The organism is Amycolatopsis acidicola (genome assembly GCF_007713735.2).
Taxonomy (GTDB): Bacteria; Actinomycetota; Actinomycetes; order Mycobacteriales; family Pseudonocardiaceae; genus Amycolatopsis_E; species Amycolatopsis_E acidicola.
The window spans coordinates 22479-43968 of sequence record NZ_VMNW02000038.1; the positions used below are offsets into that span (position 1 = coordinate 22479).

Here is a 21490-nt window from a genome sequence, read left to right on the forward strand (position 1 = left end):
GACCGTCACGCTTGCTGGAGCGCGCGGAACTGGTCGACCCACGGGGTGGTCTGCCCCGGCAGGCCGTCCGCGGCCGCCTGCACGGTGTACGGGCAGAACAGGCTGTTCAGCAGCCAGGGCGGGGAATCCGGGCCGAAGCCGTCGATCATCGGGGTGTCCTGGGCGATGCCGTAGGCGGCCACCGCGAGCCGCCCGGTGTCGCGGAACTTCTTGACCTGGTCGGCAAGGAAGGTCTGGTTCGCCGAGAACCAGTGCGACATCGACAGGAAGTCCGTCCACTTCTCCTGCGGGAACGGGTTCGCGATGGCGCTCTTGATCACCTGCCACACCGGCGTCCCCGTCGCGACCCCGTATTTCTTCGCGAACGCGGGGGCGACCGGGTCCTTGAGGTGCTTTTTCCAGAACAGCACCAGGGAGAATTCCGTCGCCAGGAACTTCTGGCCGGCACGGAGCCGCGGCACCACGTAGTCGAGGTAGGCCTGGCCCGCCGCGACGTCGGGCAGGTGCGGGTGCAGGTCGGTGCCGTCGAGGGCCTGGGTGTCGCGCACGAACGTCATCCAGCGGTCGGTCGCGCCGGTCCGCCAGTCCGCCTGGTCGAGGTGGTTGAGCGCGCCCATGTACAACCGGGTCTTGCCGCCGTTCCGGTCGCGGTAGGCGATCGCTTGCCGCGCAAGGGTTTCGTAGAACTCGTTGAGCCGGTCGCTGCCGCGGTCGGCGTCCTGGCATTCGATGAACGGCTCGTTGCCGATCACCAGGATGTCGACCTTGTCCAGCACCGCGGCGAGGACGTCGTCCAGCCGCCTCGACGCGGTCGCCATCGCGCCACTGCCCGCCGTGGGAATGGCTTGCTTGAAGTAAACGAATTTCAGCGAAAGAACGGTGCGGTAACCGCGCTGGGCCGCCGACAACAATGCCTTGATCGAGGCTGATTCGGCGGGGTTTTCCTTGTCCGCGTCCGACATTTCGTAGAACCCGCGCAGCCAGGTCGCCGAAACGTTCTTCAGCTCGGCGTCGTTGAGCTGCCCGGGGTCGCCGTTGAAATTGGCCGCGAGAATTCCCTGCGGCGGTGTCGTCGGCTGTTGCGCGGGGCTGGATCGCGTGGAGGTGTCGCAGCCGACGGCGGCCAGCGCCAGCGCACCGGCGGGCAGCGCCAGGAATGCGCGCCGCGAAACCATCAGGCGTTCGCGCTCACGGGCTTGTCCGCGGGGAGGAGGTCCGGCTCCAGCCGCGGGGTGCGCAGCCGCGGGATGGCGAACGCGAGCAGCAGGGCGACGCCGACCAGCGGGTACGTCGCCGCGGACAGCTGCTGCGGCCAGTCCCAGTGGATGTGCACTATCGGGAAGTCCGTGTCCGGCAGGTGGTGGAACGGGGCGAGCCAGAAGAACACCGCCGTGAGGACCGCCCACGCGAACCAGGCCGCCGCGAGCCAGGAACGCTCGTACGCCCGCCGCGCGCCGTACGCGATGATCACCATCAGCGTCGGCGCGACCCACACGTAGTAGTGGGACCAGGACGTCGGCGAGACCAGCAGCGCGAGGCCCGCGTTGGCCATCAGCGCCAGTGCCGGCCCCGACCTGCGCATCGCCGCCGCGACCACCGCGAGCAGCGCCAGCACGACCACGATCCACAGCGTCTTCTCGACCGCGCCGGGGAGGCCCATGCGGACGAAGACGGCTTCGATCGTCTGGTTGGTCTTGAAGGCCGTGCCGCTGACGCCGCCGCCGGAGAGGCCGCCCTTGAACCAGTACTGGATGGAGGCGTCGAAGTCGGTGATGAACCCGATCAGCGCCGCGACCACGAACGTGATGCCGGCGCGGATCGCGGATTTGTAGTCCCGGCGAACCAGGAAGAAGAGGATGAACGCGGCGGGCGTGAGCTTGATGGCGGCGGCCAGCCCGATCCCGAACCCGCGCGGCCACAGGGTGCGCCCGGCGAGGCAGTCGATCGTGACCAGGGCCATCATGATCAGGCTGACCTGGCCGAACTGGTAGGTCTGGCTGACCGGTTCGAGGAAGACGGACGCCGGCAGCGCGACGCAGGCCACGAGCAGGCCGCCGCTCCGCCCGAGCTTCGGCCACGCAACCCGCGAGACGAGGTACAGCACCAGGCCGAGGCACAGGGTGCTGATGACGTAAAGCGTGACCACCGACGCGTCCCACGGCAGCAGCACGAACGGACTCAAGATGAGCACCGCGAACGGCGGGTACACGAAGGGCAGCACCGCGCCGTTCGCGACCGGCGGGAGCGCTCCGTACATGTCGTGGCCGTCCCACCAGGCCTGGACCCCGTAGCGGTAGACCTCGAGGTCGATCTGGGGCCGTGTCGGCATGGCCGTGAACATCCCGCGGAACGCGAAGAAGAGCCACACAGCGCACAGCACGGGGATGACCCACAGGAGGTGTTTACGCATCGCGGGACACTCTAGAGCTTCGCGTTTCCCCAGCCGCGCCGCGGTGTGTTCCCGCAGGCAGCGGCCGTGCGGCGGGCAGAGGGCGGCCCTGGTTGAAACCGCGTTGACGGGGCGTTATAGGCTGTTCGCAACACCTCACGGGATGAGGTGCCGGCCGGGACGTGGCGCAGTTTGGTAGCGCACTTGACTGGGGGTCAAGGGGTCGCAGGTTCAAATCCTGTCGTCCCGACGGTCAGCGGGTTCTCGCAGCTCACAGCTGTGGGAGCCCGCTTTTTTCGTTTCGCGGCGGTTCGTCCAGCTCAGCACAGCGCTCGGTGACACCTTGACTGGAGGATCCCCGCATGGGACGAGAATTGACCAAACAGGGTCTGCCGCGACCCCGCCAGGAGATCTGGCGTTCGTACGTCGAGGAGTGGGACCGCGCCCTGCGCGCGGCCAACCACCCCGAGACCACCCGCTACAACTACGAGCTCGCCGTCACCCAGCTCGGCGGCTTCCTCGGCGGCGACGAGCTGCGCCGCGTGATCGAGGAGAACGGGCATCGGGTCCGCGAGGACGACTCCGACGCCGCCGAGGACCCCACCGATGTGCAGCGCCGGCACGTCGAGTGGTTCATCACCTGGATGCTGCAGACGCGATCGGCGTCGACAGCCGTGAACAAATACAAGGCACTGCAGCAGTTCTTCCGCTACCTCGTCGACGAAGGCGAGATGCGGGCACATCCGATGGACCGGATGCACCAGCCCTCGGTCACCGAGAAACTGGTGTCCGTGCTGGACGATCAGCAGGTTGGCGCGCTGCTGGATGCCTGCTCCGGCAAGGACTTCCTGGCCCGCCGCGACACCGCCCTGATCCGGCTGCTGTTCGACACCGGCGGGCGCCTGGCCGAGGTGTCGCGCGCCCTGACGTCCGAACTGGACATGCAGCGCGACCTGCTGATCGTCCACGGCAAAGGGGACAAGTACCGCGCCATACCCTTCGGCGCCAAAACCGGCCAGGCCCTGACCCGCTACCTGCGGGTCCGAGGGCGCCATCAGGCGGCCGATCTTCCGCACTTGTTCCTCGCCCAGCGCGGGCGGCGCACCCTGACGCCCAACGCCATCAAGATCATGCTCCGGCGCCGCGGCCGGGAGGCCGGTATCCCCGGCGTGCATGCCCACCAGTTCCGGCACACCCTCGCCCACGAGTGGCAGCTCCAAGGCGGCAACGAAAGCGATCTGATGGCCATCATGGGGTGGGCATCACCGGAGATGCTTCGCCGCTACGGCAAGAGCGCCGCCGCCCAGCGAGCCCAGCACTCCCACCGCACCCTGGCACTGGGCGACCGGATCTGACGAGACAGGCTCGGGTGCGTGTGCCCATGGCGCGCGCACCCGACCTGATCAAGCGCCGTGCCTCCCACGCCCCTCGAGGCAAGGCGACCTCCCGCCGCGCTTCGGTGACACCGCCACGGTGCGCTGGGATCATGTCCAAACCCAAGCTGACGCCCGCCCAGCGCACGATGCGGGCACGTATGGCCGCCTACCGTTCCTGGGCCAACACAAGCGACCGCACGGCCCGCACCGAGCCCGCCCGCCGCTCCGCAGACTCACGCTTCGAGCAGCAGGTTGATCCTGCCGGTGTGCTGCCTCCGGAAACCCGGGCCCAGCGTGCGGCCGCGGCCAGGAGCGCATACTTCGTCCGCCTCGCATGGGCCAGCGCTCGCTCACGACAGCTGCGCCGCCACAACAAGAAAAACAAAAAATAAAACCAGGCCCGGGACCCGGAAACCCCCAGTTATATGAGGCCAAGCGCTGTCCTCGCGACCATTTTTCCAGCTCGCCGACGAGCATATCAGGTCGAGTTAATGCGTCCAAGGAAGAGGCGGGATCAGCTTGCTGGACACCCTTTGGTCAAGCTCTGGGCCGCCTCACAAAATCCGGCTGGAGTACTGGGAAGACGCCCTCGACACTGCTTCGAGCGAACCCGTCCGGGATCGCGGATCTGCTGCTAGCGTGAGGTTCGGAACATTCTCGTGTGAAAGGAGAACGGCGTGAGGTGCTCTGTCGAATTCCCGGGCCCTGAGGAACTCTCGACAGCACTGGAGCCGTTCATCCATGGATCACCTGAATATCGGAATTCTGGCGCACGTAGACGCCGGTAAGACCAGCCTCACCGAGCAGTTGCTGTTCCAGGCCGGCGTCATCGACCGGCCCGGCAGGGTCGACGACGGCGACACCTAGACCGACTCGATGGACATGGAACGCCGACGCGGCATCACCATCCGTTCGGCGGTGGTGTCGTTCCGGATCGGCGACCTGCACGTCAATCTCATCGACACGCCAGGCCACCCGGATTTCATCGCCGAGGTGGAGCGGTCGCTGCGCGTCCTGGACGGCGTGGTGCTGGTGGTGTCCGCGGTCGAAGGCCTGCAAGCGCAGACCCGCGTGCTGATGCGCGCTGAGCCAGTCGCACATCCCGGTCGTGGTGTTCGCGAACAAGGTCGACCGCGGCGGCGCCCGCGACGCAAGCCTGCTCGACGAGCTCACCGACCGGCTGGGCGTGCCCTGCGTGCCGATGTCCGAAGTCGACGACATCGGCACCACCGACGCGCGCGTCCGGCCGCGCGGCAGCGAAACCCCGCCGGGGCTCACCGAGCTGCTGGCCGAGCACAGCGACACGTTCCTGGCCGCTTACCTGGACGACGAGTCCGCGCTAACACCCGCGGACCACCGCGCGGAGCTGGTCCGGCAGACCCGGCTTGGCCTGGTGTCGCCGGTCTACTTCGGATCGGCGCGCTCCGGGGCCGGGGTGGCCGACCTGACCGCCGGCATCCGGGAATTCCTCGCCGGCACCGCGAAACCAATCCCGGACGACCAGCTGCGGGCCCGGGTGTTCAAAATCGAACGGGGCCGGGCCAACGACAAGATCGCCTACGTCCGGGTGTTTTCCGGCGAACTCGGCGCGCGCGACCACATCCGGTACCACCGGCCCAGCCCGAGCGGCCTGCTGACCGACGACGCGAAAGTCACCGCGGTGCGGGTGTTCTCGCACGGCCACGACACCGCCGAGGCCCGGGCGGGTGCCGGGCAGATCGCGAAAGTCAGCGGCCTCAAGGAGATCCGCGTCGGCGACACCATCGGCGCGGCCGACCAGCGCGCCGAAGTGGCGTATTTCCAGCCGCCCAGCCTGGAAACGGTGGTCCGGCCGGTGCACAACGTCGATACCCCGGCACTGTTCGCCGGGCTGCGGGAGCTCGCCGAACAGGACCCACTGATCACCGTCCGGCAGGACGACGAGACGCGGCAGATCACCGTGCGGCTCTACGGCGAGGTGCAGAAGGAGGTCATCCGGGAAACCCTTGCCGCGCAACGCGGGCTTGACATCGAGTTCACCGGCACGCAGACGGTCTGCGTGGAACGCCCGGTCGGCACCGGCGATTCGCTGTGGGCGATGAACGACGGCCGCAACCCCTTCTTCGCCACCCTCGGCCTGCGGGTCGGCCCCGGCGCCCCCGGCTCCAGCTTGACGTTCGGCCTCGACGTCGAACTCGGCGACCTACCGCTGTCGTTCCACAAAGGTATCGCGGAAGCCACCGAAGCGGCCCTGTTGCGCGGCCTCTACGGCTGGGAGGTGGTGGACATCGCGGTGACCGTCACCCGCACCGCGTACTTCAGCCCGATCAGCGCGGCAGGCGATTTCCGCCAGGTGACACCGCTCGCCTTGCGCGAAGCACTGCACCTGGCCGGCACCGAAGTCCTGGAACCGATCAGCCGCTTCGAGCTGGAACTGCCCGCCGACACCGTCAACGCGACCCTATCCAAACTGGTCGACCGCGGCGGCCAGGTGACCGAGTCGAGAATCCGCGGCCACCGGGCAGAGTTGAGCGGCACGCTGCCAACCGGGCAGGTGCACCAGTTCGAGCAGCAACTGCCCCGCCTGTCCCACGGAGAGGGCCTGCCGACCACAGAGATCAGCGGATACCAGCCGGTCCCCGGCCCGCCGCCGCGACGGCTGGCCAGCACACCGGAACCGCGCTGAGCCGGGGCTGTCGCGCTCCGACCTGTCTGCCCACAGAGGACACGACGGTCGCCGGCGCACTCGGAGCCGGTTGTAAGCACCCACCGATGGCCGTCCCGAAGACCCTGGACCATCTGCTCGACCTGCTCCGCGACAGCGCGGGCGCGGACTTCGGCATCGCGGTCGGCGACTCCGCAGTCACCGGCTCGAAGACCCCGCGGCTGCTGCTCGCCGAGATCAACAAGCAGCTGCGCGAGCGCGGCTGACCCGGTCCTCACAGCGGAAAGGACCGACATGTGCGGAATCGCAGGCTGGACAGCCCGCTCGCGCATCGACTGCGCTCCTCAGCCTGGCGCAGACAACACCACGAGCTACGGCTGGAGTACGAGGCGACCGCCAACTACAAGCCCGACATCGCTCCGGTGGACCTGAAGATCAATCCCAGACACTCCGCTCCCAAAGCGGGAACGGCCACCGCTAAGCGAAAATCCCCGGAGCGGAGGATCTTGCTCAGCCCTTGTTTTCGCGGGACCGATGGTAACGCTGGCTCTGTCACGAAACCTCCGCTCCTCGACGGATTTTGTCAGTCCGCGGCGGCGGATACTGAAACCGATCGCCACGGACGACTGTCCCCGAGGGGTTCGCCGACAGCGGGGAACCGTCATCGCTGCAGGGGGATGAGCAGTGAATGGCCCGCATCGCTGCGAGCATCACCGCCTACACAACCGTTACTTTCCGTAATCGATGACCCGCGAGGATGCCTCGGCAGAAAACTCGACGGCTTGAGTGCGGCCACAGGTGCCTGTTGGCATCGTGTTTCACGAAACCGCCTGTCAACCGCCCAGGCCGAGCACGCACCAGCAAGGAGTCCAGTTCGCCGCAGGTATTCTTACCCGCGACGCACGTAGGGTCCATAATTTGATCCCGCAACACCAGAACATTGAAAACACTGTTTCCACCCAGAAAACGCCTGCTCAAGAAGTGTCTTCCCCGCGCGAGCGGGGGTGGTCCAACGTTGCAGCGAGAACGACGTAGCTGTGAAAAGCGTCTTCCCCGCGCGAGCGGGGGTGGTCCCTGAGCCAGCCACCCATTACCTCCCGTGCTCTAGTCTTCCCCGCGCGAGCGGGGGTGGTCCCCGCGGGACATGCCGATCGTCTTCCAGGTTGCCGTCTTCCCCGCGCGAGCGGGGGTGGTCCGACCTTCGTAGCCAAGTGGGGTCGACTCCCTTAGTCTTCCCCGCGCGAGCGGGGGTGGTCCGGCTCGAAGCACGCCCGGCCGATCTTCAAGGGCGTCTTCCCCGCGCGAGCGGGGGTGGTCCGCTGAGGAACGGGAAAGGCCATGACACAGGGGAGTCTTCCCCGCGCGAGCGGGGGTGGTCCGTACGCGACCGGATCCGTGGTCCAGTCGCCCGCGTCTTCCCCGCGCGAGCGGGGGTGGTCCCTGGTGCGCATCCGGAACTCGTGGGGCGTCTCAGTCTTCCCCGCGCGAGCGGGGGTGGTCCGGGCGTGGAGTCTTCCTCGTGCTCAACGATCTCGTCTTCCCCGCGCGAGCGGGGGTGGTCCCTCCGGGAAGTGGTTTTGGCAGAGTTCGAGAAGGTCTTCCCCGTGCGAGCGGGGGTGGTCCGCTTGCCGCGGCGTCACCATTCGATGCCTCGGAGTCTTCCCCGCGCGAGCGGGGGTGGTCCGCTTTGGAGGACGCGCAGAACTCCGCCGCCGCTGTCTTCCCCGCGCGAGCGGGGGTGGTCCCCGCCTGGGGTAGCGGCGTTTCTGGTCCTCGAGGTCTTCCCCGCGCGAGCGGGGGTGGTCCCGCGAGTGCGATCCCAACCGTAATCGCGTTGATGTCTTCCCCGCGCGAGCGGGGGTGGTCCGCTCTTGCCGCCAGCGTGGGACCGTGCCGGGGAGTCTTCCCCGCGCGAGCGGGGGTGGTCCGCCATCGAACACGACGGGGCCGGCGAGCTCGATGTCTTCCCCGCGCGAGCGGGGGTGGTCCCGAAGTAGATGAGCGAGTCGCCCGAGCCGTCCAGTCTTCCCCGCGCGAGCGGGGGTGGTCCGGTTGACGTCAAAGGCAAGGCTGATGTGGACACGTCTTCCCCGCGCGAGCGGGGGTGGTCCCGTCGCTATCGAGGTGGTGAAGTCAAAGTTCGCGTCTTCCCCCCGTGAGCGGGGGTGGTCCCGGCCTTCGGAATCGTCGAGGGCGTCCTCGTCGGTCTTCCCCGCGCGAGCGGGGGTGGTCCGCGGCCGGAAGTCCCCCCGAGGCGCGAACTTCAGTCGTCCCCGCGCGAGCGGGGGTGGTCCCATTGATCGCCCGGCGGGTGTGGACCTTGAGCGGTGCTCCCCGCGCGAGCAGGGGGTCCGCACGGAGGGTTTGAGTACCTCCCCAGAGATCAGTCGTCCCCGCGCGAACGGGGGTGGCCCCTGGAGGTCCGCCAGAACCCGGCCGGTGTGGTGGTCGTCCTCGCGCGCGCGGGGGTGGTCCGGTCAGGATCGGGCGGACCGATCTTCCATGGTCGTCGTCCCCGCGCGAGCGGCGGTGGTCCGCCAGGTCGCCGTTTTCGATGGAGCGAAGCATCGTTGTCCCCGCGAGCCGGGTGGTCCAAAATGAACGCCCCACCTGTTTCCGCAGGTGGGTTGGCCCAGCGTGAGCCGGGAGTGGTCACCCTTGCCCCAGCTCAGCGTCCGGGCAGTGGTTGTCCCCGCGCGAGCGGGGATGGTCTCGCGTCGGCAATGGCCGGAAGGCTGCGTCGTCGTTGTCCCCACGCGAGCGGGTTCTGCGCGCCACTTCGCTTACGACGGCTCCAACTTCGTAGCCCCTCCAAACACCCTTTAAGCACCGGCCCGCTGAATCGCCGGCTCGCCCCGGTTCCGATAGCCGTCGGGCTGCCTGTTGACCTCCGCGGTCGGTTGGTCCGGCGCCGGTGTAACGGCGCGCGCCCAGATCGCGATCGGGTTCAGCGTGACGGGGGTTCTGGGCGTTGAGGCCGACGAGGACAGCTGGCTGTCGGCGTGGGCGAAGTCGTTCTTCGCCCCTGAGTCGGGCGTGACCGGATGGTTGCCGTTGTGGCAGCACTCGGTGGACAGCGGTGCGGTCGCCGGGTTGCTGGTCGATCGGTGGGTTTCCCACCAAGTGGTGGACTTGATTGCGGAGGATCTTCCCCAGGGCCGGGACGATGCGCGTTTACTGGCGCGCTGGCTGGCTGGGGTTCACGATGTGGGCAAGCTGTCGCCCGCCTTCGCTGTCCAGGTCGGCTCTCTCGCGGACCGGATGCGCGACGCCGGTTTGGTCGTGTCGCCGTTGCTGGCGGTGGATCCGCATCGCGCGCGGATCACGCATTCTTTGGTTGGCTTCGCGGCCGTTCGGGATTGGCTGTCCAGCGAAGCCGGGTTCCCGCGTCGGGGGCTGGCCTCGGGGTTGGCGTCCATTGTGGCCAGTCACCACGGGATTGCCCCGGAACAGACGCAGCTCGCGGAAGTACGCCAGTTCTCCCATTTGGCAGGCACAGGGCCGTGGGCACAGGCACGGGCACAGATGCTGGAGTTCGCCACCGACCGCTTGGGCGGGCGTGAGCGGTTGGCCTCCCTGGCCGGCGTACGGCTGAGCCGGCCCGCAGCCGTGTTGTTGACTGGAATCGTCATCATGGCCGACTGGATTGCCTCGAACACGGACTTGTTTCCGCCACAGTCGAGTACCGAGTTGCACTCCCGCCCGCCACTCTGCTGACCCAACGCAGTCGCGAGCTGATCGACACCGCGCGAACCCGCCGTCTTGTCACGGATAGTTTTAGCACGATAATTCTCTGTCACCCCTGTAACAGTTCAACCGACGAAAGAGATTGTCATCAGTATTCGGCTCAGAGAATATTGTGGAGTTCCGTTTGAACAGGCTTGCAACTCAGTGCACCCTGTCGCCAACGCCTAGGTTTCAGGTGGCGACACTCGGCAGCACGCGGGGCGTCCCGCCAGGGGACGTTCCACTATGCAGTTCACGAGCATCACATCTTCGTCTTGTACCGGATTTTGCTGCCACGACACGACACACGATCCAGAGGGCATGAGCGCGGAGCAGTAGAGTGTTGAGCGCTTGCCCGCCGAGATGGTCGGCCGCTCAAGCGAGACACTGGGGAAATGCGTGGAATTTGTGGATACGGAATCATCGATCCTTCAGCCGTGGGGGAAGTCAAGGGGACACGCCGAGTGTCATCCGTTGATCTGCCACATGATGGATACCATTGCAGTAGCCCGCCGTTTGGCGCCGTTTCTGTTGCGCGGTCGTGTGCACGAGGAATTGGAAGTGGCGCTCGCACCGCTAGGAGATGCCTGGGGCTGGGCGGCTTTGTTGTGTGGTGTCCATGATCTGGGCAAGTGCTCGCCCGGTTTCCAGGCGCTGAACTTACCGCTGGCGGCGGCGCGGATTGGTGCGTGGGGGCTGCCGGATGTGGAGTTCGTGGCGAGGCCCGCGGGCGTGCCAGGTCGTGTGGATACGCCTCATGGCATCGTGACGACACTTCAGTTCCGGGATCTACTGTTCGCCTGGGGCGCCACCACGGATACCGCCATCTGCCTGGCCGCCGTGTTGGGCGGGCACCATGGTCATTTCCCCGCCGGACAAGACCTTGCCCAGGCGCGCCGGGAGGTCAACAACCGTGGTGGGGACGCGTGGGAGTCCGCACGCACCGGTCTCGTGATGCAGCTGGCGAAGCTGGTTCGGTTGCCAGATCCGCGGACGCTGCCCTGGGGGCAGGTCCATATGACGGTGCCTGCGGCGGTCGGTTTAGCGGCGCTGACGACAGTCAGCGACTGGATCGCCTCGGACGAACGGAACTTTCGTTCTCCAGGAACAGAGTTCGACCTCGGCGACTACGTCACGCTCGCTCAGACTCGTGCCGACACCGCGTTGGAGCGCCTCAAGATGCTCCCGTGGAGGCCGCCCGAAGATCCACGGTTCAGTGTCCTCTTCGGTGAATCCCCGCGCCCGGTTCAGGACGTCGTCGAGCGCGTGGTCGGTGACTTGACCGAGCCGGCCCTGGTGCTCGTCGAGGCTCCTACGGGAGAAGGAAAAACGAAAGCCGGGCTGCAGGCCGCGGCGTCGATGGTGCGGACGAACAACCTGACGGGTGTGTACGTCGCGCTGCCCACGCAGTCTTCGAGTAACCAGGTGTTTGACGTCGCTCGAGAGATGCTGGCGCACTTGGGAGATCCTACTGATGTCCAGCTGGTGCACTCAGCCGCCAGCGATGTGCTTGCTGCTCTGCCTTCCGGGATCGGCGCGGATGACGGTGACGACTCAGATGTCGCGGCCAGGACGTGGTTCACGCGGAAGCGAAATCTGCTGGCCGCGCTGGGAATCGGGACGATCGACCAACCCCTGAAGGGTGCGTTTCGTTCCGGGCACGTGTTCGTCCGCTTGGCAGGGCTGGCCGGCAAAGTGGTCGTAGTGGACGAGGTCCACGCCTACGACACCTACATGTCGGCCTCGTTGCGGCGGTTGCTGGCCTGGCTCGGTGCCCTGGGGGTGTCGGTCGTGTTGTTGTCTGCGACGCTGCCGTCCAACCGGCGCCAGGATCTGCTTGCTGCCTGGCAAGCGGGCGTGAACGGCCGCCGACCGCACGACGTCACGACCGCTTCTACGGAGACACCGTATCCGCGGGTGACAGTCGTTCAAGCCACCGGCGCCTGGTCGTATCCGGCCGAACTCACCGGGCTCAACCAGGATCGTGCCGTTCACCTCGAACACGTCGATGATTCCCGCGCTGTCGACTGGCTCCTGGCGCGGGCGGCCCAGCAGCAGTGTGTCGCGGTGGTGCACAACCTGGTTCGTCGTGCTGTAGATACCTATGCCGAACTCGAACGTCGCATCGCGCTGTTGCCTCCCGACGAGCGTCCCCTGCTGATCGCGATCAACGGCACCCTGCCCCGGGCAGCGCGGCGCAACGTCGAGCGAGAGCTGCGCAATTATTTCGGCGCGGACGGGCGTCGGCCGACGAGCGCGATCGTGGTGGGTACGCAAGTCCTCGAGCAGAGTCTGGATCTCGACTTCGATGCGCTGGTGACCGATCTGGCGCCGATCGATTCGATGCTGCAGAGGATCGGCCGGGTACACCGGCACCGGCGGGATCCCTTACGTGGCAACATTGTCGTGGCGGTCGCCGGTGTCGTCGATACCCAATCCGGTCCGCGTTTCCCGCCCTACCTGCGCACAGTGTATGCCCCGGCCATCCTGTTGCGCACCTGGGCGGCACTGAAAGATCGGGACAGGATCGAGTCGTGGACCACGACGGCGGAACTGGTGGATCAGGTGTACTGCGACCGAATTCCCTGCCCGCAAGGCTGGGAGGAGATGTGGGCACGTGAGCACCAACGGTTGCTCGCCGCCCAGCGGGACGACGCCAAGGCCGCGGAGCTGAATTGCCTCCCACTCCCCCATCTGATCGAGGATCTGTTCGAGTTGACCGAGCGCCCGAAACCGCCTCGTCCGCGCAAGTCCACGGGAGCCCGTAAGTGAATGATGACGATTTGGCGGAGTTGTCGGTCCGTGTCGTGCTCTACCGAGCTGGCCCTGACGGGCCGCTGTTGATGTGTCCGCAGAGCGCGGATCCCCGCGAGTCGGCGACGGTTCTCGTGGCCCCGGTCAACGTGCCCACCGCGGTGGTGCGCGCGCTGCTGGGCATCGATGTGCCCACCGAGTTCGCCGACGACCCGTGGCTCAACCACCATCGTGCGCTGGTGTTCACCGATGACCGGTGCCGGGTCGGCGGACACGACCTGGGCTATCACGAGAAGTTCGGCGTTTATGCAAGCGAGGAGACATGAGCGCATCCTTCGACCTGATCACCGAACCCTGGGTCCCGGTCACCCGGCTCGACGGCTCCGGCGCGATGGTCGGGCTGGCCGAGCTGTTCACCTCGGCCCACACGATCAGGGGCATCGTCGGCGAGACACCACCGATGACCGCAGCACTGCACCGCCTGGCGCTGGCACTCCTGCATCGGGTGTACGGCCCGGCACGGCGACAGGACTGGGCAAAACTCTGGTCCGCCGAAGCGTTCGACACCCAGGCTTTGGAACGCTACCTCGCGACATCGCAGACCTCGTTCGACTTGTTCGATCCCGAGCGCCCGTTCCTGCAGTGCCCGACGTTGCCGTCGGCGAAGAAGTCGACCGTGGCGAAGCTGATCCCGGACCGCGCCGTGGGCAACAACGTCACGTTGTTCGATCACACCATCGCCGGCGACTACACCGAGCTCGACCCGGGAGCGGCTGCTCGCTGGCTGGTGACGGCTCACGCCTACGACCCTGGCGGGATGAAGACGCCCGCCACGACAGTGAAGTCGTCGAAACGCGCCCCCTGCAACAACTTCGCCGTCGTCCTCGTCGAAGGCGGTGACCTCAAACAAACGCTGCTGCTCAACGCAGTGCGCTACGATATCGGGGACCCCGACGACGCTCCCGGGTGGGAACACAAGTCCCCGGGCGCGGAACCGGACAAGCGCAGACCGGGCGGCCGGACCGACCTGCTGACCTGGCCGTCCCGGCGGATCCGCCTCTTTCCCGCACATAGCAACGGAAAGACCGTGGTTTCCGAAGCAATCATGAGCCCTGGCACCGAGCTTGACGGCAAGCTGCCCGACATCGAAGCCATGGCCGCCTACCGAGTTCCCCGGACGATCTCCGGGAAACCCAAGCCCGGGGCGCCGCTGCTGCCTGTGCAGCTGGAACCTGTCCGCGGGGTGTGGAGGCACAGTGTGGAGTTACTGCTCGTGGATTCGTGGGCCGAGGAACGAGCCCGGCAACGGCCGGGCGCGCTGAAGCAGCTCGCGGATCTCGCCGAACACGGCCACATCCCCGCCGACACCGTGTACACGCTGCGGGTGTTCGGACAGCGGCTCGACACGAAAGCCAGTGTCGTCGAGGGCTACTTCGAAGAAACGGTTCCCGCACCGGTCGCCCTGATCCGCGCAAAAGACGACGCAGTGACCGGACTGGTCGGCACGGCGATCGAATTGGCCGACGACGCCGGTTACGCGCTCCGAGCGATGCAACGCAACTACCGCAAGGACATGCGCGCGGAACCGGCCAGCGTGCTCGACCTTGGGTACTGGCCCATCTTGCCGCGGCCGTTCGCAACCTTCCTGCGCGCGTTGAACAACGCTCGCGCAACCGGGCAGTCCGAACGGAGCGCCATGACCGAATGGCAGCGGACTGTCCTCACGACCGTGCGGGCGGCCGCGGACGACTGGGCGGCCGGCGTCACGACCGACGGGCGCAGCCTCAGCATGCTCGGCAAGCACCAACAGGCACTGCACAAGCGGCTGCGACAGCTCGCGACCAGATTCGACGCGCAGATCGCGAAGTACCTCACAAAGGACACTGACGAGTGAGCACACCCTTCTCCCAACGGCGCGACGCCTTCATCAAATCCCTGTACGCACTGCAGGCAGGCGCCGAGTCCGGCATCCCCCGGCGACAATCAGAATGCCGGCGAACACTCGCCGAACTCCGCCGCGGCCTCGCGTCGACCTCACCGCAAATCGGCGCCTACGAAGTCGTGTTCCGCCACGATCCCCCTGAGCAGGAGCTAGACGCTTGGCTACTCATCGCCGGGTTGTTCGCCCTGCACCCGCAGCGCGGCCGCAGTCGCGGGTCGCTCGGAACCTCCATGAAAGCCCTGCAGGTGAAACGTGGTGACGCTGCCGCCCGACGCTTCGAACAACTACTGCTGCGCAATCGAGACGGCCTGCCCCACCATGTGCGACAGGTCATCCGGCTGCTGGCCAGTGACGACATCCCGGTGAACTACGCAACCCTGCTCGACGATCTCGTCCAGCTGATGAGCGATGGCTACCGGGGCGATGCCGCCCACCACATCCGGCTGCGATGGGCCCGCGATTTCCACACCACCACAACAACTTCGTCAACAAACCAGGACTCGGCGTCCGCCCTCGAACCCTGAACCGACTGGGAGAAAACATGATCCTCGAACTCCACCTGCTGCAGTCGTTCCCCGTGAGCAACCTCAACCGCGATGACCTCGGCCAGCCCAAAACCGCCACGTTCGGCGGACAGACCCGGGGCAGAATCTCCAGCCAGTGCCTGAAAAGGTCCGCACGTCAACTGTTCACCCAGCACGGCCTCGATGTCACCGAAACCGCCGTGCGCACCAAACGCCTCCGCGACCACGCGGCCGAAGTCCTCGTCGATCGCGGCAAGGATCCGTCCGAAATCGACGGTGTCGTCACCGCGGGCCTGGAGCACCTGGGGTTCGGCGTCGATCAGGAAACCGGTCTGACCGAGTACCTCCTGTTCGTCGGCCACGACGCGATCACCCACCTCGCCGACTTCTGCGACAAACAGTGGGACGGTTTGCTCGCTGCGGCCGCCGCCAAGGACGGAAAGAAGAAGCCGGCCAAAGCCAAGCTGGACGCGGCTGCGCGCGCCGAGGCCAGCCGGTTGCTGGACGCGACCCGGGCCGCGGACGTCGCGCTGTTCGGCCGGATGATCGCCGACAACAAGGACTTCAGCATCAATGCCGCTTCCCAGGTCGCGCACGCCCTGTCCACCCACACCGTCGCGACCGAGTTCGACTACTACACCGCGGTCGACGATCTCAAGCCTGAGGCGGAATCCGGCGCGGACATGATCGGCACCGTGGACTTCAACACCGCCTGCTACTACCGCTACGCCAACCTCGACATCAACCAGCTCCGCAAAAACCTGGCCGGCGACGACGCCCTCGTCGCCCGCGCCACCCAGGCCTGGCTCGGCGCGTTCATCCACGCCGTCCCCAGCGGCAAACAGACCTCGATGGCAGCCCGCACCATGCCCGAAACACTCCTGGGCGTCGTGCGCGACGGTGGAGCCTGGAACCTGGCCAACGCGTTCCTCAAACCAGTCCTCGACGAGGACATCATGGCCGCCTCCACCGGCCGCATGATCCAGCACTTCGGACAGCTGCGTTCGTTCTACGGCGGCGACGGAATTCACGCCGCGGTCGCCGCCTCCGTCACCGGAGAACTCCCCGAGACCGGCAACACCGACACCGTCACCTCCATCGGCGATTTCACCGCACGCCTCCTCACCGCAACAGAAACCGTCCCAGCATGACCGACACGCTTGCCCTCTGCTTCGACGCACCCATGCAATCGTGGGGGCTCCGCGCCCGCGGCGTCCTGCGCGACACCGCAAGGGAACCCACCAAATCCGGAGTCGTCGGCATACTCGCCGCCGCCAGCGGCATCGCACGCGACGACGAAGCGAGCATCGCCGAGTTGGCCGCGCTGCGTCTCGGGATCCGCGTCGACCGTGAAGGCCTGCTCGAACGCGACTACCACACCACGCAGAACGTCCCCACCACCCAAGGCACCGGGCATCGCACCGTTGTCAGCGAGCGCTACTACCTCGCCGACGCCCTCTTCCTCGCCGTCGTCGAAGGACCACACGACATCCTGGCCAAACTCGCCGAGGCCGTCACCAACCCCCGATGGCCCCTGTTCCTCGGCCGACGAGCGTTCGTCCCCGCCAGGCCACTCTTCACCGGCCTGCACTCAGACACCCTCGACAACGTCCTGCGACACCACCCGTGGCTCGAACACCCGAGCCGTGTCGGCGCAGAACAAGCGCAACAACAGGTCGAGCTGCGGACCGTCATCGACTGCCCGCCCCATGAGCCCGGCACCGAACTCCGACACGACGTCCCCCAATCATTCGCCGACGGGGCCCGGCGATTCACCACCCGCACCGTCCAGATCGGCGAGGTCCCGCTGACCGACGACATGATCCCCCACGAGGAATCGTGATGTTCCTGAGCAAACTCACCGTCAACATCCACTCGCGCACCTTCCGGCGCGACTACGCCAACGTCCACGACATGCACCGCACCCTCATGTCCGCCTACCCCGAACTCCCCCCGACCACCGTGGCGCGCCAAACACACGGCATACTCTGGCGCCTCGACAGTCACCGCGGCGGCTTCACCCAATACGTGCAAAGCCACACCGAACCCGACTGGACCAAACTCCCCGACGGCCACCTCACCACCCCCGCCGAAACCCGCCCACTCCAACCCGTCCTCGACGCCGTCGCAGCCGGCCGCAAATTCGCATTCCGCCTCGTCGCCAACCCCACCAAATGCGACGGCAAAACCCGTCGCCGCATCCCATTTCGCCAGCCCGCCGACCAAATCGACTGGCTCATCCGCCAAGGCGAACGCCACGGCTTCGCAATCCCTGCCGCAGCCCGGGGCCTCCCCGACATCGCCACCACACCCATCACCAAAATCACCGGCCAGAAGAACCAGACAACGAAGATCACCGTCGAACCCGTCCGCTTCGACGGCCACCTCCTCGTCACCGACCCAGCCGCATTCACTGCGGCACTCACCAATGGGATAGGCCGCGCGAAAGCCTACGGATGCGGACTGATCAGCCTCGCACCCGCGCGGACAGCGGGTTAGCCGCTTCGTTTACGCATGAGCGAAGGATGCATCGAAACGGAAACCACCTGCCTTCTCGAGAGCGGGCATCCCGTGGTCGCGCGCGACTGTGCACCGAGGCCAGCTTCGTCCACACAGGACGCCTCCGGGCCCGCACGTCCAACTGCGGGCCCCGGCGTCGCATCCACGGTCGCTCCTGCAAATTCTTCGGCCGTTGCGTCCACGACATCGAGAATCTGCTCACCGAAGCCAACGCGGACAAGCACGAACGCGACGCTGACGTTGTCCAGGTCTGGGGTTACGCCGACAGTCCACCGGCCGGGAGAACGTCCTACGAAGACGAACTGTGACGGTCATCGTCGTCGCGGCATGCCCGGTCGGGCTCAGAGGCCACCTCACCCGCTGGCTGCTCGAGATCTCTCCCGGAGTCTTCGTCGGCACGATCAACCACCGCGTGCGCACCCTCATGTGGACCCGCGTCATCGAAATGGTCAAAACCGGCCGGGCGATCATGGTCTATCACGCAACCAACGAACAAGGACTCGCCTTCGAAGTCCACCAGCACGACTGGGAACCCGTCGACCACGAAGGCATCCACCTCATGCTCAGGCCCAACCAGACCCCAGCCCCCACTCACACGCCGGAAGCCAAGTCCGTCGGCTGGAGCAAAGCCAGCCGACGCCGCCGATACGGCAATCACTGAGTGGCCGAGCATTGGAAACAATGTTTCCGTTGGAGAAATGCCAGGTCAACAAGTGTGCTCCCCGCGCGAGCGGGGGTGGTCCCGTGAACGTTGTGCCCTCGGAGGTGATACCGACGTGCTCCCCGCGCGAGCGGGGGTGGTCCCGTGACTGCGACGTTGGCCAGGTCATCGAAGCCGTGCTCCCCTCGCGAGCAGGGACGCCCCCAAGCTGGGCACGACAATTTCCGCGTATCGGGGATCGTCCGGCCCAGTCACGGCTCGGTGACCTCGTAGTGGTCTCCACCAGAACAGTCGTCGCCGACGCCCCCGCAGTCTCACAACTCCGCGACGGCGTCGACCGACGTAGAACCCTTGCGCGGTCAGTATTTCCAGGTGCTGCCAGTGCCGCGGTATTGCTCGACGGGGATCGGTGTAGTGCCGGGGCGCATGCGGTCGGTGTAGAGGTGACCGTGGAGGTGGTCGATTTCGTGAGCAACCAGGCGGGCGATGCCGCGTTCGAAGACGGTGATCTTGGTGTCGCCGTCGATGGTCATGTGTTCGACGTGGATGAGGTGGTGGCGGGGGACTTGGCCGCGGACGTCGAAGAAGGACAGGCAGCCCTCGTACTGCTCGTCGGTCTCACCGGCGCTTTCGATGATGGTGGGATTGAACAAGGTGATGGTGTCGCCTTCGGGTGGGCGGATGATCGCGGCGGCGCGGTCGATGCCGATCTGCGGAGCGGCGATGCCCATTCCTTTGCCGAAGGTGTGTGCTTTCGCGACACGTTCGGTGGCGGCGTCGAGGGCGGCGATGACCCGGCGGGCGTCGTCGGCTTCGGCGGGGAGGTCGAAACGGCGCGCGACCCGGCGCAGTGCCGGATCGGTGTGTTGCACGATGCCCAGCGATGCCATGACCTCACTCGGTGGCGGTGGTGTCTCGGGCACGGGTGGGCCGCCGGGGAAGTCCCATTCGAGGCGGTAACGGGCGTGCAGGGGCGGGTCCTGGCAGGACCAGGAGAAGACGTGCCTTCCGCCGGTGGTGTCGCGGGTGATTGCGGTGGGGAACGGCATGGCCTCGGCGGTCATGGACGTGTGCAGGCCCCATACCGCTGCTGACAAGTCCTGAGGGAAGTCCAGGCGGACGGAGACGGTGCGGGTGGGCAGCCGGATCGCGCGCTGGAACCAGTTGCCCCAGTGTTCGTCGCGGACGGTGTATTCGTACTCGATCCAGCAGGCCTCGCCGGGATAGAGCGGGAAATGACCGTGCTGGCCGGCGAAGAGCAGCCAGACTTCCTTGAACGCATCCCGGTCGTGGTGGGTGGTCCAGTCCATCGGCGTGGTGCGGTCCTGGCCATGCCAGGCGTGCAGGTCGATCTCATCCCAGGTGAGCGGGTCGTGGGAGTAGAGCTGGTTGGAGCGCTCGGGGTCGCCGGGGAAACGGTCGACGGAGATCCGCACGAGGTAGCGGGCGATCGGGGCGGCGCTGTGGTTGATCAGGCGGCGGCGCTGGGTGAGGGTGTAGATCCCGTTGTCGTAGCGCAGGGTCGCGTCATCGTGATCAACCACGAGGTTGCCCAGGGTGGGCCCTTCCGGGGTCGTTGCCGGCGCCGGAGGGCGAGGTGGGGTTCCGCGGCGGGACCGGTGGTAGTCACTGAACGCGGTTGTCAGCGCGCCGCCTGCGCGCAGCGCTTCTTCGGCGTGCCGGGCGAACGCCTCGGACGGGTTCTCCCCGCCAGAGAGGATCTTGGAGACGTAGGAGCGGTCGTAGCCCATGCGTTCGGCCAGCGCGGCGCGGGAAAAACCGCGGACATCGCGCCACCGCTCGAGTTCCAGGGCGAAGATGTTGACCTCGGCAGCCCGGCTGTTGCCATCCGCTGTGCCACCTGTCGTCATCGCTGCCCCTTCGAGCATTTGAACCGTGAGTGTGCGTGAGTACACCGTGAGTTGCCGCTCAGCCTAGCCGTATCCCCGCCCCGGCTGATGCCCTCGACTCGTGCCGCGACGAGAGGACCAGTCATGACCATCACGATGGCCGACAGCCAGGATGCCGGAATCCGGCCCGTCCAGTTTTTGTGGTTGGAGATCACCGGGAAGTGCCAGCTGGAGTGCGGGCATTGCTACGCCGACAGCGGGCCAGCGGGCACGCACGGGCGGATGCGCCTGCCCGACTGGCTCCGGGTCATCGACGAGGCCGCGCGACTGGGTGTCCGCACGGTGCAGTTCATCGGGGGCGAGCCGACCCTGCACCCGGATCTGCCCGACCTGATCCCCGCCGCCAAGCGGGCGGGGCTGGCCATCGAGGTGTTCAGCAACCTCGTCCACATCACCGACGAACTGTGGGACACCTTCCTCCGCTGCGACGTGGGGCGGCGACCTCCTACTACAGTGACGATCCCAGCCAGCACCGCGCCATCACCGGCCGGCCGTCGCATCCCCGCACGCGCGCCAACATCGTGAAGGCGCTCCGGCTCGGGCTGCCGCTGCGGGCCGGGGTGATCGACGTGATGGCCGGCCAGCGAACCGGGCAGGCTCATGCCGAGCTCGTCGATCTGGGCGTGCCGGTGATCGGGTTCGACCGGCTGCGCCACGTCGGTCGCGGCGCCGGGTGCGGCACGACCGGGACCGCGGGACAGCTGTGTGGCGCGTGCGGCGACGGCGTCGCCCTGATCGCCCCCGATGGGGTCGTGCGCCCGTGTGTGATGGCCCGCTGGATCGAGGTCGGCGACACGCGCCGGACGTCGCTGGACGAGGCGCTGGCCGGGATCCCGCAGGGCCGCGTCACCCTGATCGCCGAGGGCATGCCCCTCCCGCGCGGGCCGAGGCCGGCGGACTCGCCCACCACGGCCGTGGATGCGGTGTGTGTCCCGAACATGTGCGATCCTCAGTGCGGCCCGTCGTGCAGTCCCGCGTGCCGCCCGGCGGGCAACTGCCGACCGGTCGGGGCCTGTTCCCCTGACTACCGTTGACGATCCGAGG

General features: G+C 67.0%; 18 protein-coding genes, 1 tRNA gene, 1 pseudogene and 1 CRISPR repeat array. Of the genes and pseudogenes, 17 read left to right on the top strand and 3 right to left on the bottom strand.

Annotated features, from left to right (window positions below; genetic code table 11):
• Positions 1-5: 5 nt before the first annotated feature.
• Together FPZ12_RS23860 and FPZ12_RS23865 are read right to left on the bottom strand one after the other, a co-directional pair.
• A complete protein-coding gene (locus FPZ12_RS23860; protein ID WP_243769990.1) occupies positions 6-1175 on the bottom strand; it encodes a hypothetical protein in 1170 nt (389 codons plus the stop codon).
• The gene (locus FPZ12_RS23865; protein WP_144751676.1) at positions 1175-2410 is read right to left on the bottom strand and encodes a glycosyltransferase family 87 protein; all 1236 of its coding nucleotides are present in this window, start codon (positions 2408-2410) and stop codon (positions 1175-1177) included. Before FPZ12_RS23865 ends, FPZ12_RS23860 begins: the two co-directional genes overlap by 1 nt.
• A gap of 155 nt (positions 2411-2565) precedes the next feature.
• Between FPZ12_RS23865 and FPZ12_RS23870 the strand changes: the two genes are divergently transcribed.
• The 15 genes and pseudogenes from FPZ12_RS23870 to cas2e all read left to right on the top strand — a co-directional run bounded on the left by FPZ12_RS23870 (position 2566) and on the right by cas2e (position 18536).
• Positions 2566-2639 (top strand) — tRNA-Pro (locus tag FPZ12_RS23870).
• A gap of 112 nt (positions 2640-2751) precedes the next feature.
• Positions 2752-3744, top strand: coding sequence for a tyrosine-type recombinase/integrase (locus FPZ12_RS23875; RefSeq protein ID WP_144751679.1), 993 nt, complete (start codon positions 2752-2754; stop codon positions 3742-3744).
• A gap of 131 nt (positions 3745-3875) precedes the next feature.
• A complete protein-coding gene (locus tag FPZ12_RS23880) occupies positions 3876-4157 on the top strand; it encodes a hypothetical protein (RefSeq protein WP_243769991.1) in 282 nt (93 codons plus the stop codon).
• Positions 4158-4506: 349 nt separating this feature from the next.
• A pseudogene (locus FPZ12_RS46555) lies at positions 4507-4788 on the top strand (GTP-binding protein); the annotation flags it as partial.
• 85 nt (positions 4789-4873) lie between these two features.
• Positions 4874-6430, top strand: a complete 1557-nt coding sequence (locus tag FPZ12_RS23885; RefSeq protein ID WP_243769992.1) for an EF-Tu/IF-2/RF-3 family GTPase — start codon at positions 4874-4876, stop codon at positions 6428-6430.
• Positions 6431-6516: 86 nt separating this feature from the next.
• The gene (locus tag FPZ12_RS45685) at positions 6517-6675 is read left to right on the top strand and encodes a hypothetical protein (protein WP_166462874.1); all 159 of its coding nucleotides are present in this window, start codon (positions 6517-6519) and stop codon (positions 6673-6675) included.
• A gap of 717 nt (positions 6676-7392) precedes the next feature.
• A CRISPR array of direct repeats spans positions 7393-8704; the repeat unit is 28 nt; unit sequence GTCTTCCCCGCGCGAGCGGGGGTGGTCC.
• A gap of 588 nt (positions 8705-9292) precedes the next feature.
• Complete coding sequence (locus tag FPZ12_RS23890; RefSeq protein ID WP_166462875.1) at positions 9293-10126, top strand: CRISPR-associated endonuclease Cas3''; 834 nt, start codon at positions 9293-9295, stop codon at positions 10124-10126.
• Between the two features lie 360 nt (positions 10127-10486).
• On the top strand, positions 10487-12907 hold the full coding sequence (gene cas3 / locus FPZ12_RS23895) for a CRISPR-associated helicase Cas3' (protein WP_243769993.1): 2421 nt from the start codon (positions 10487-10489) through the stop codon (positions 12905-12907).
• Positions 12904-13215 (top strand): hypothetical protein, encoded by a 312-nt coding sequence (locus FPZ12_RS23900; protein ID WP_144751684.1) that lies wholly within the window; start codon positions 12904-12906, stop codon positions 13213-13215. Before cas3 ends, FPZ12_RS23900 begins: the two co-directional genes overlap by 4 nt.
• Complete coding sequence (gene casA / locus FPZ12_RS23905) at positions 13212-14783, top strand: type I-E CRISPR-associated protein Cse1/CasA (RefSeq protein ID WP_144751687.1); 1572 nt, start codon at positions 13212-13214, stop codon at positions 14781-14783. The genes FPZ12_RS23900 and casA overlap by 4 nt, the downstream gene beginning before the upstream one ends.
• Positions 14780-15355: a type I-E CRISPR-associated protein Cse2/CasB gene (gene casB, locus FPZ12_RS23910; RefSeq protein WP_144751690.1), complete on the top strand. Its 576-nt coding sequence runs from the start codon at positions 14780-14782 to the stop codon at positions 15353-15355. The genes casA and casB overlap by 4 nt, the downstream gene beginning before the upstream one ends.
• 17 nt (positions 15356-15372) lie before the next feature.
• Complete coding sequence (gene cas7e, locus FPZ12_RS23915; RefSeq protein ID WP_144751693.1) at positions 15373-16506, top strand: type I-E CRISPR-associated protein Cas7/Cse4/CasC; 1134 nt, start codon at positions 15373-15375, stop codon at positions 16504-16506.
• Positions 16503-17198: a type I-E CRISPR-associated protein Cas5/CasD gene (gene cas5e, locus FPZ12_RS23920; RefSeq protein WP_144751696.1), complete on the top strand. Its 696-nt coding sequence runs from the start codon at positions 16503-16505 to the stop codon at positions 17196-17198. Before cas7e ends, cas5e begins: the two co-directional genes overlap by 4 nt.
• Positions 17198-17854 (top strand): type I-E CRISPR-associated protein Cas6/Cse3/CasE, encoded by a 657-nt coding sequence (cas6e, locus tag FPZ12_RS23925; RefSeq protein WP_150980464.1) that lies wholly within the window; start codon positions 17198-17200, stop codon positions 17852-17854. Before cas5e ends, cas6e begins: the two co-directional genes overlap by 1 nt.
• A 325-nt stretch (positions 17855-18179) precedes the next feature.
• Complete coding sequence (cas2e, locus tag FPZ12_RS23930) at positions 18180-18536, top strand: type I-E CRISPR-associated endoribonuclease Cas2e (protein WP_144757667.1); 357 nt, start codon at positions 18180-18182, stop codon at positions 18534-18536.
• Between the two features lie 359 nt (positions 18537-18895).
• On the opposite strand, the gene FPZ12_RS23935 is transcribed toward cas2e, so the two are convergent.
• Complete coding sequence (locus tag FPZ12_RS23935; protein ID WP_144757666.1) at positions 18896-20425, bottom strand: peptide deformylase; 1530 nt, start codon at positions 20423-20425, stop codon at positions 18896-18898.
• Positions 20426-20530: 105 nt separating this feature from the next.
• On the opposite strand from FPZ12_RS23935, the gene FPZ12_RS46560 reads away from it, so the two are divergent.
• Both FPZ12_RS46560 and FPZ12_RS46565 read left to right on the top strand, forming a co-directional pair.
• On the top strand, positions 20531-20971 hold the full coding sequence (locus FPZ12_RS46560; protein ID WP_243769995.1) for a radical SAM protein: 441 nt from the start codon (positions 20531-20533) through the stop codon (positions 20969-20971).
• Positions 20968-21480 (top strand): hypothetical protein, encoded by a 513-nt coding sequence (locus tag FPZ12_RS46565; RefSeq protein ID WP_243769996.1) that lies wholly within the window; start codon positions 20968-20970, stop codon positions 21478-21480. The genes FPZ12_RS46560 and FPZ12_RS46565 overlap by 4 nt, the downstream gene beginning before the upstream one ends.
• Positions 21481-21490 lie beyond the last annotated feature (10 nt).

Bases quoted from the DNA above. Each gene is read 5' to 3' on its own strand.
- cas7e (WP_144751693.1), top strand. From the start codon at position 15,373: ATGATCCTCGAACTCCACCTGCTGCAGTCGTTCCCCGTGAGCAACCTC.
- casA (WP_144751687.1), top strand. From the start codon at position 13,212: ATGAGCGCATCCTTCGACCTGATCACCGAACCCTGGGTCCCGGTCACC.
- FPZ12_RS23860 (WP_243769990.1), bottom strand. From the start codon at position 1,175: ATGGTTTCGCGGCGCGCATTCCTGGCGCTGCCCGCCGGTGCGCTGGCG.
- FPZ12_RS23880 (WP_243769991.1), top strand. From the start codon at position 3,876: ATGTCCAAACCCAAGCTGACGCCCGCCCAGCGCACGATGCGGGCACGT.
- FPZ12_RS23875 (WP_144751679.1), top strand. From the start codon at position 2,752: ATGGGACGAGAATTGACCAAACAGGGTCTGCCGCGACCCCGCCAGGAG.
- FPZ12_RS23935 (WP_144757666.1), bottom strand. From the start codon at position 20,425: ATGCTCGAAGGGGCAGCGATGACGACAGGTGGCACAGCGGATGGCAAC.
- FPZ12_RS45685 (WP_166462874.1), top strand. From the start codon at position 6,517: ATGGCCGTCCCGAAGACCCTGGACCATCTGCTCGACCTGCTCCGCGAC.
- FPZ12_RS46560 (WP_243769995.1), top strand. From the start codon at position 20,531: ATGACCATCACGATGGCCGACAGCCAGGATGCCGGAATCCGGCCCGTC.
- cas5e (WP_144751696.1), top strand. From the start codon at position 16,503: ATGACCGACACGCTTGCCCTCTGCTTCGACGCACCCATGCAATCGTGG.
- cas6e (WP_150980464.1), top strand. From the start codon at position 17,198: ATGTTCCTGAGCAAACTCACCGTCAACATCCACTCGCGCACCTTCCGG.
- FPZ12_RS23865 (WP_144751676.1), bottom strand. From the start codon at position 2,410: ATGCGTAAACACCTCCTGTGGGTCATCCCCGTGCTGTGCGCTGTGTGG.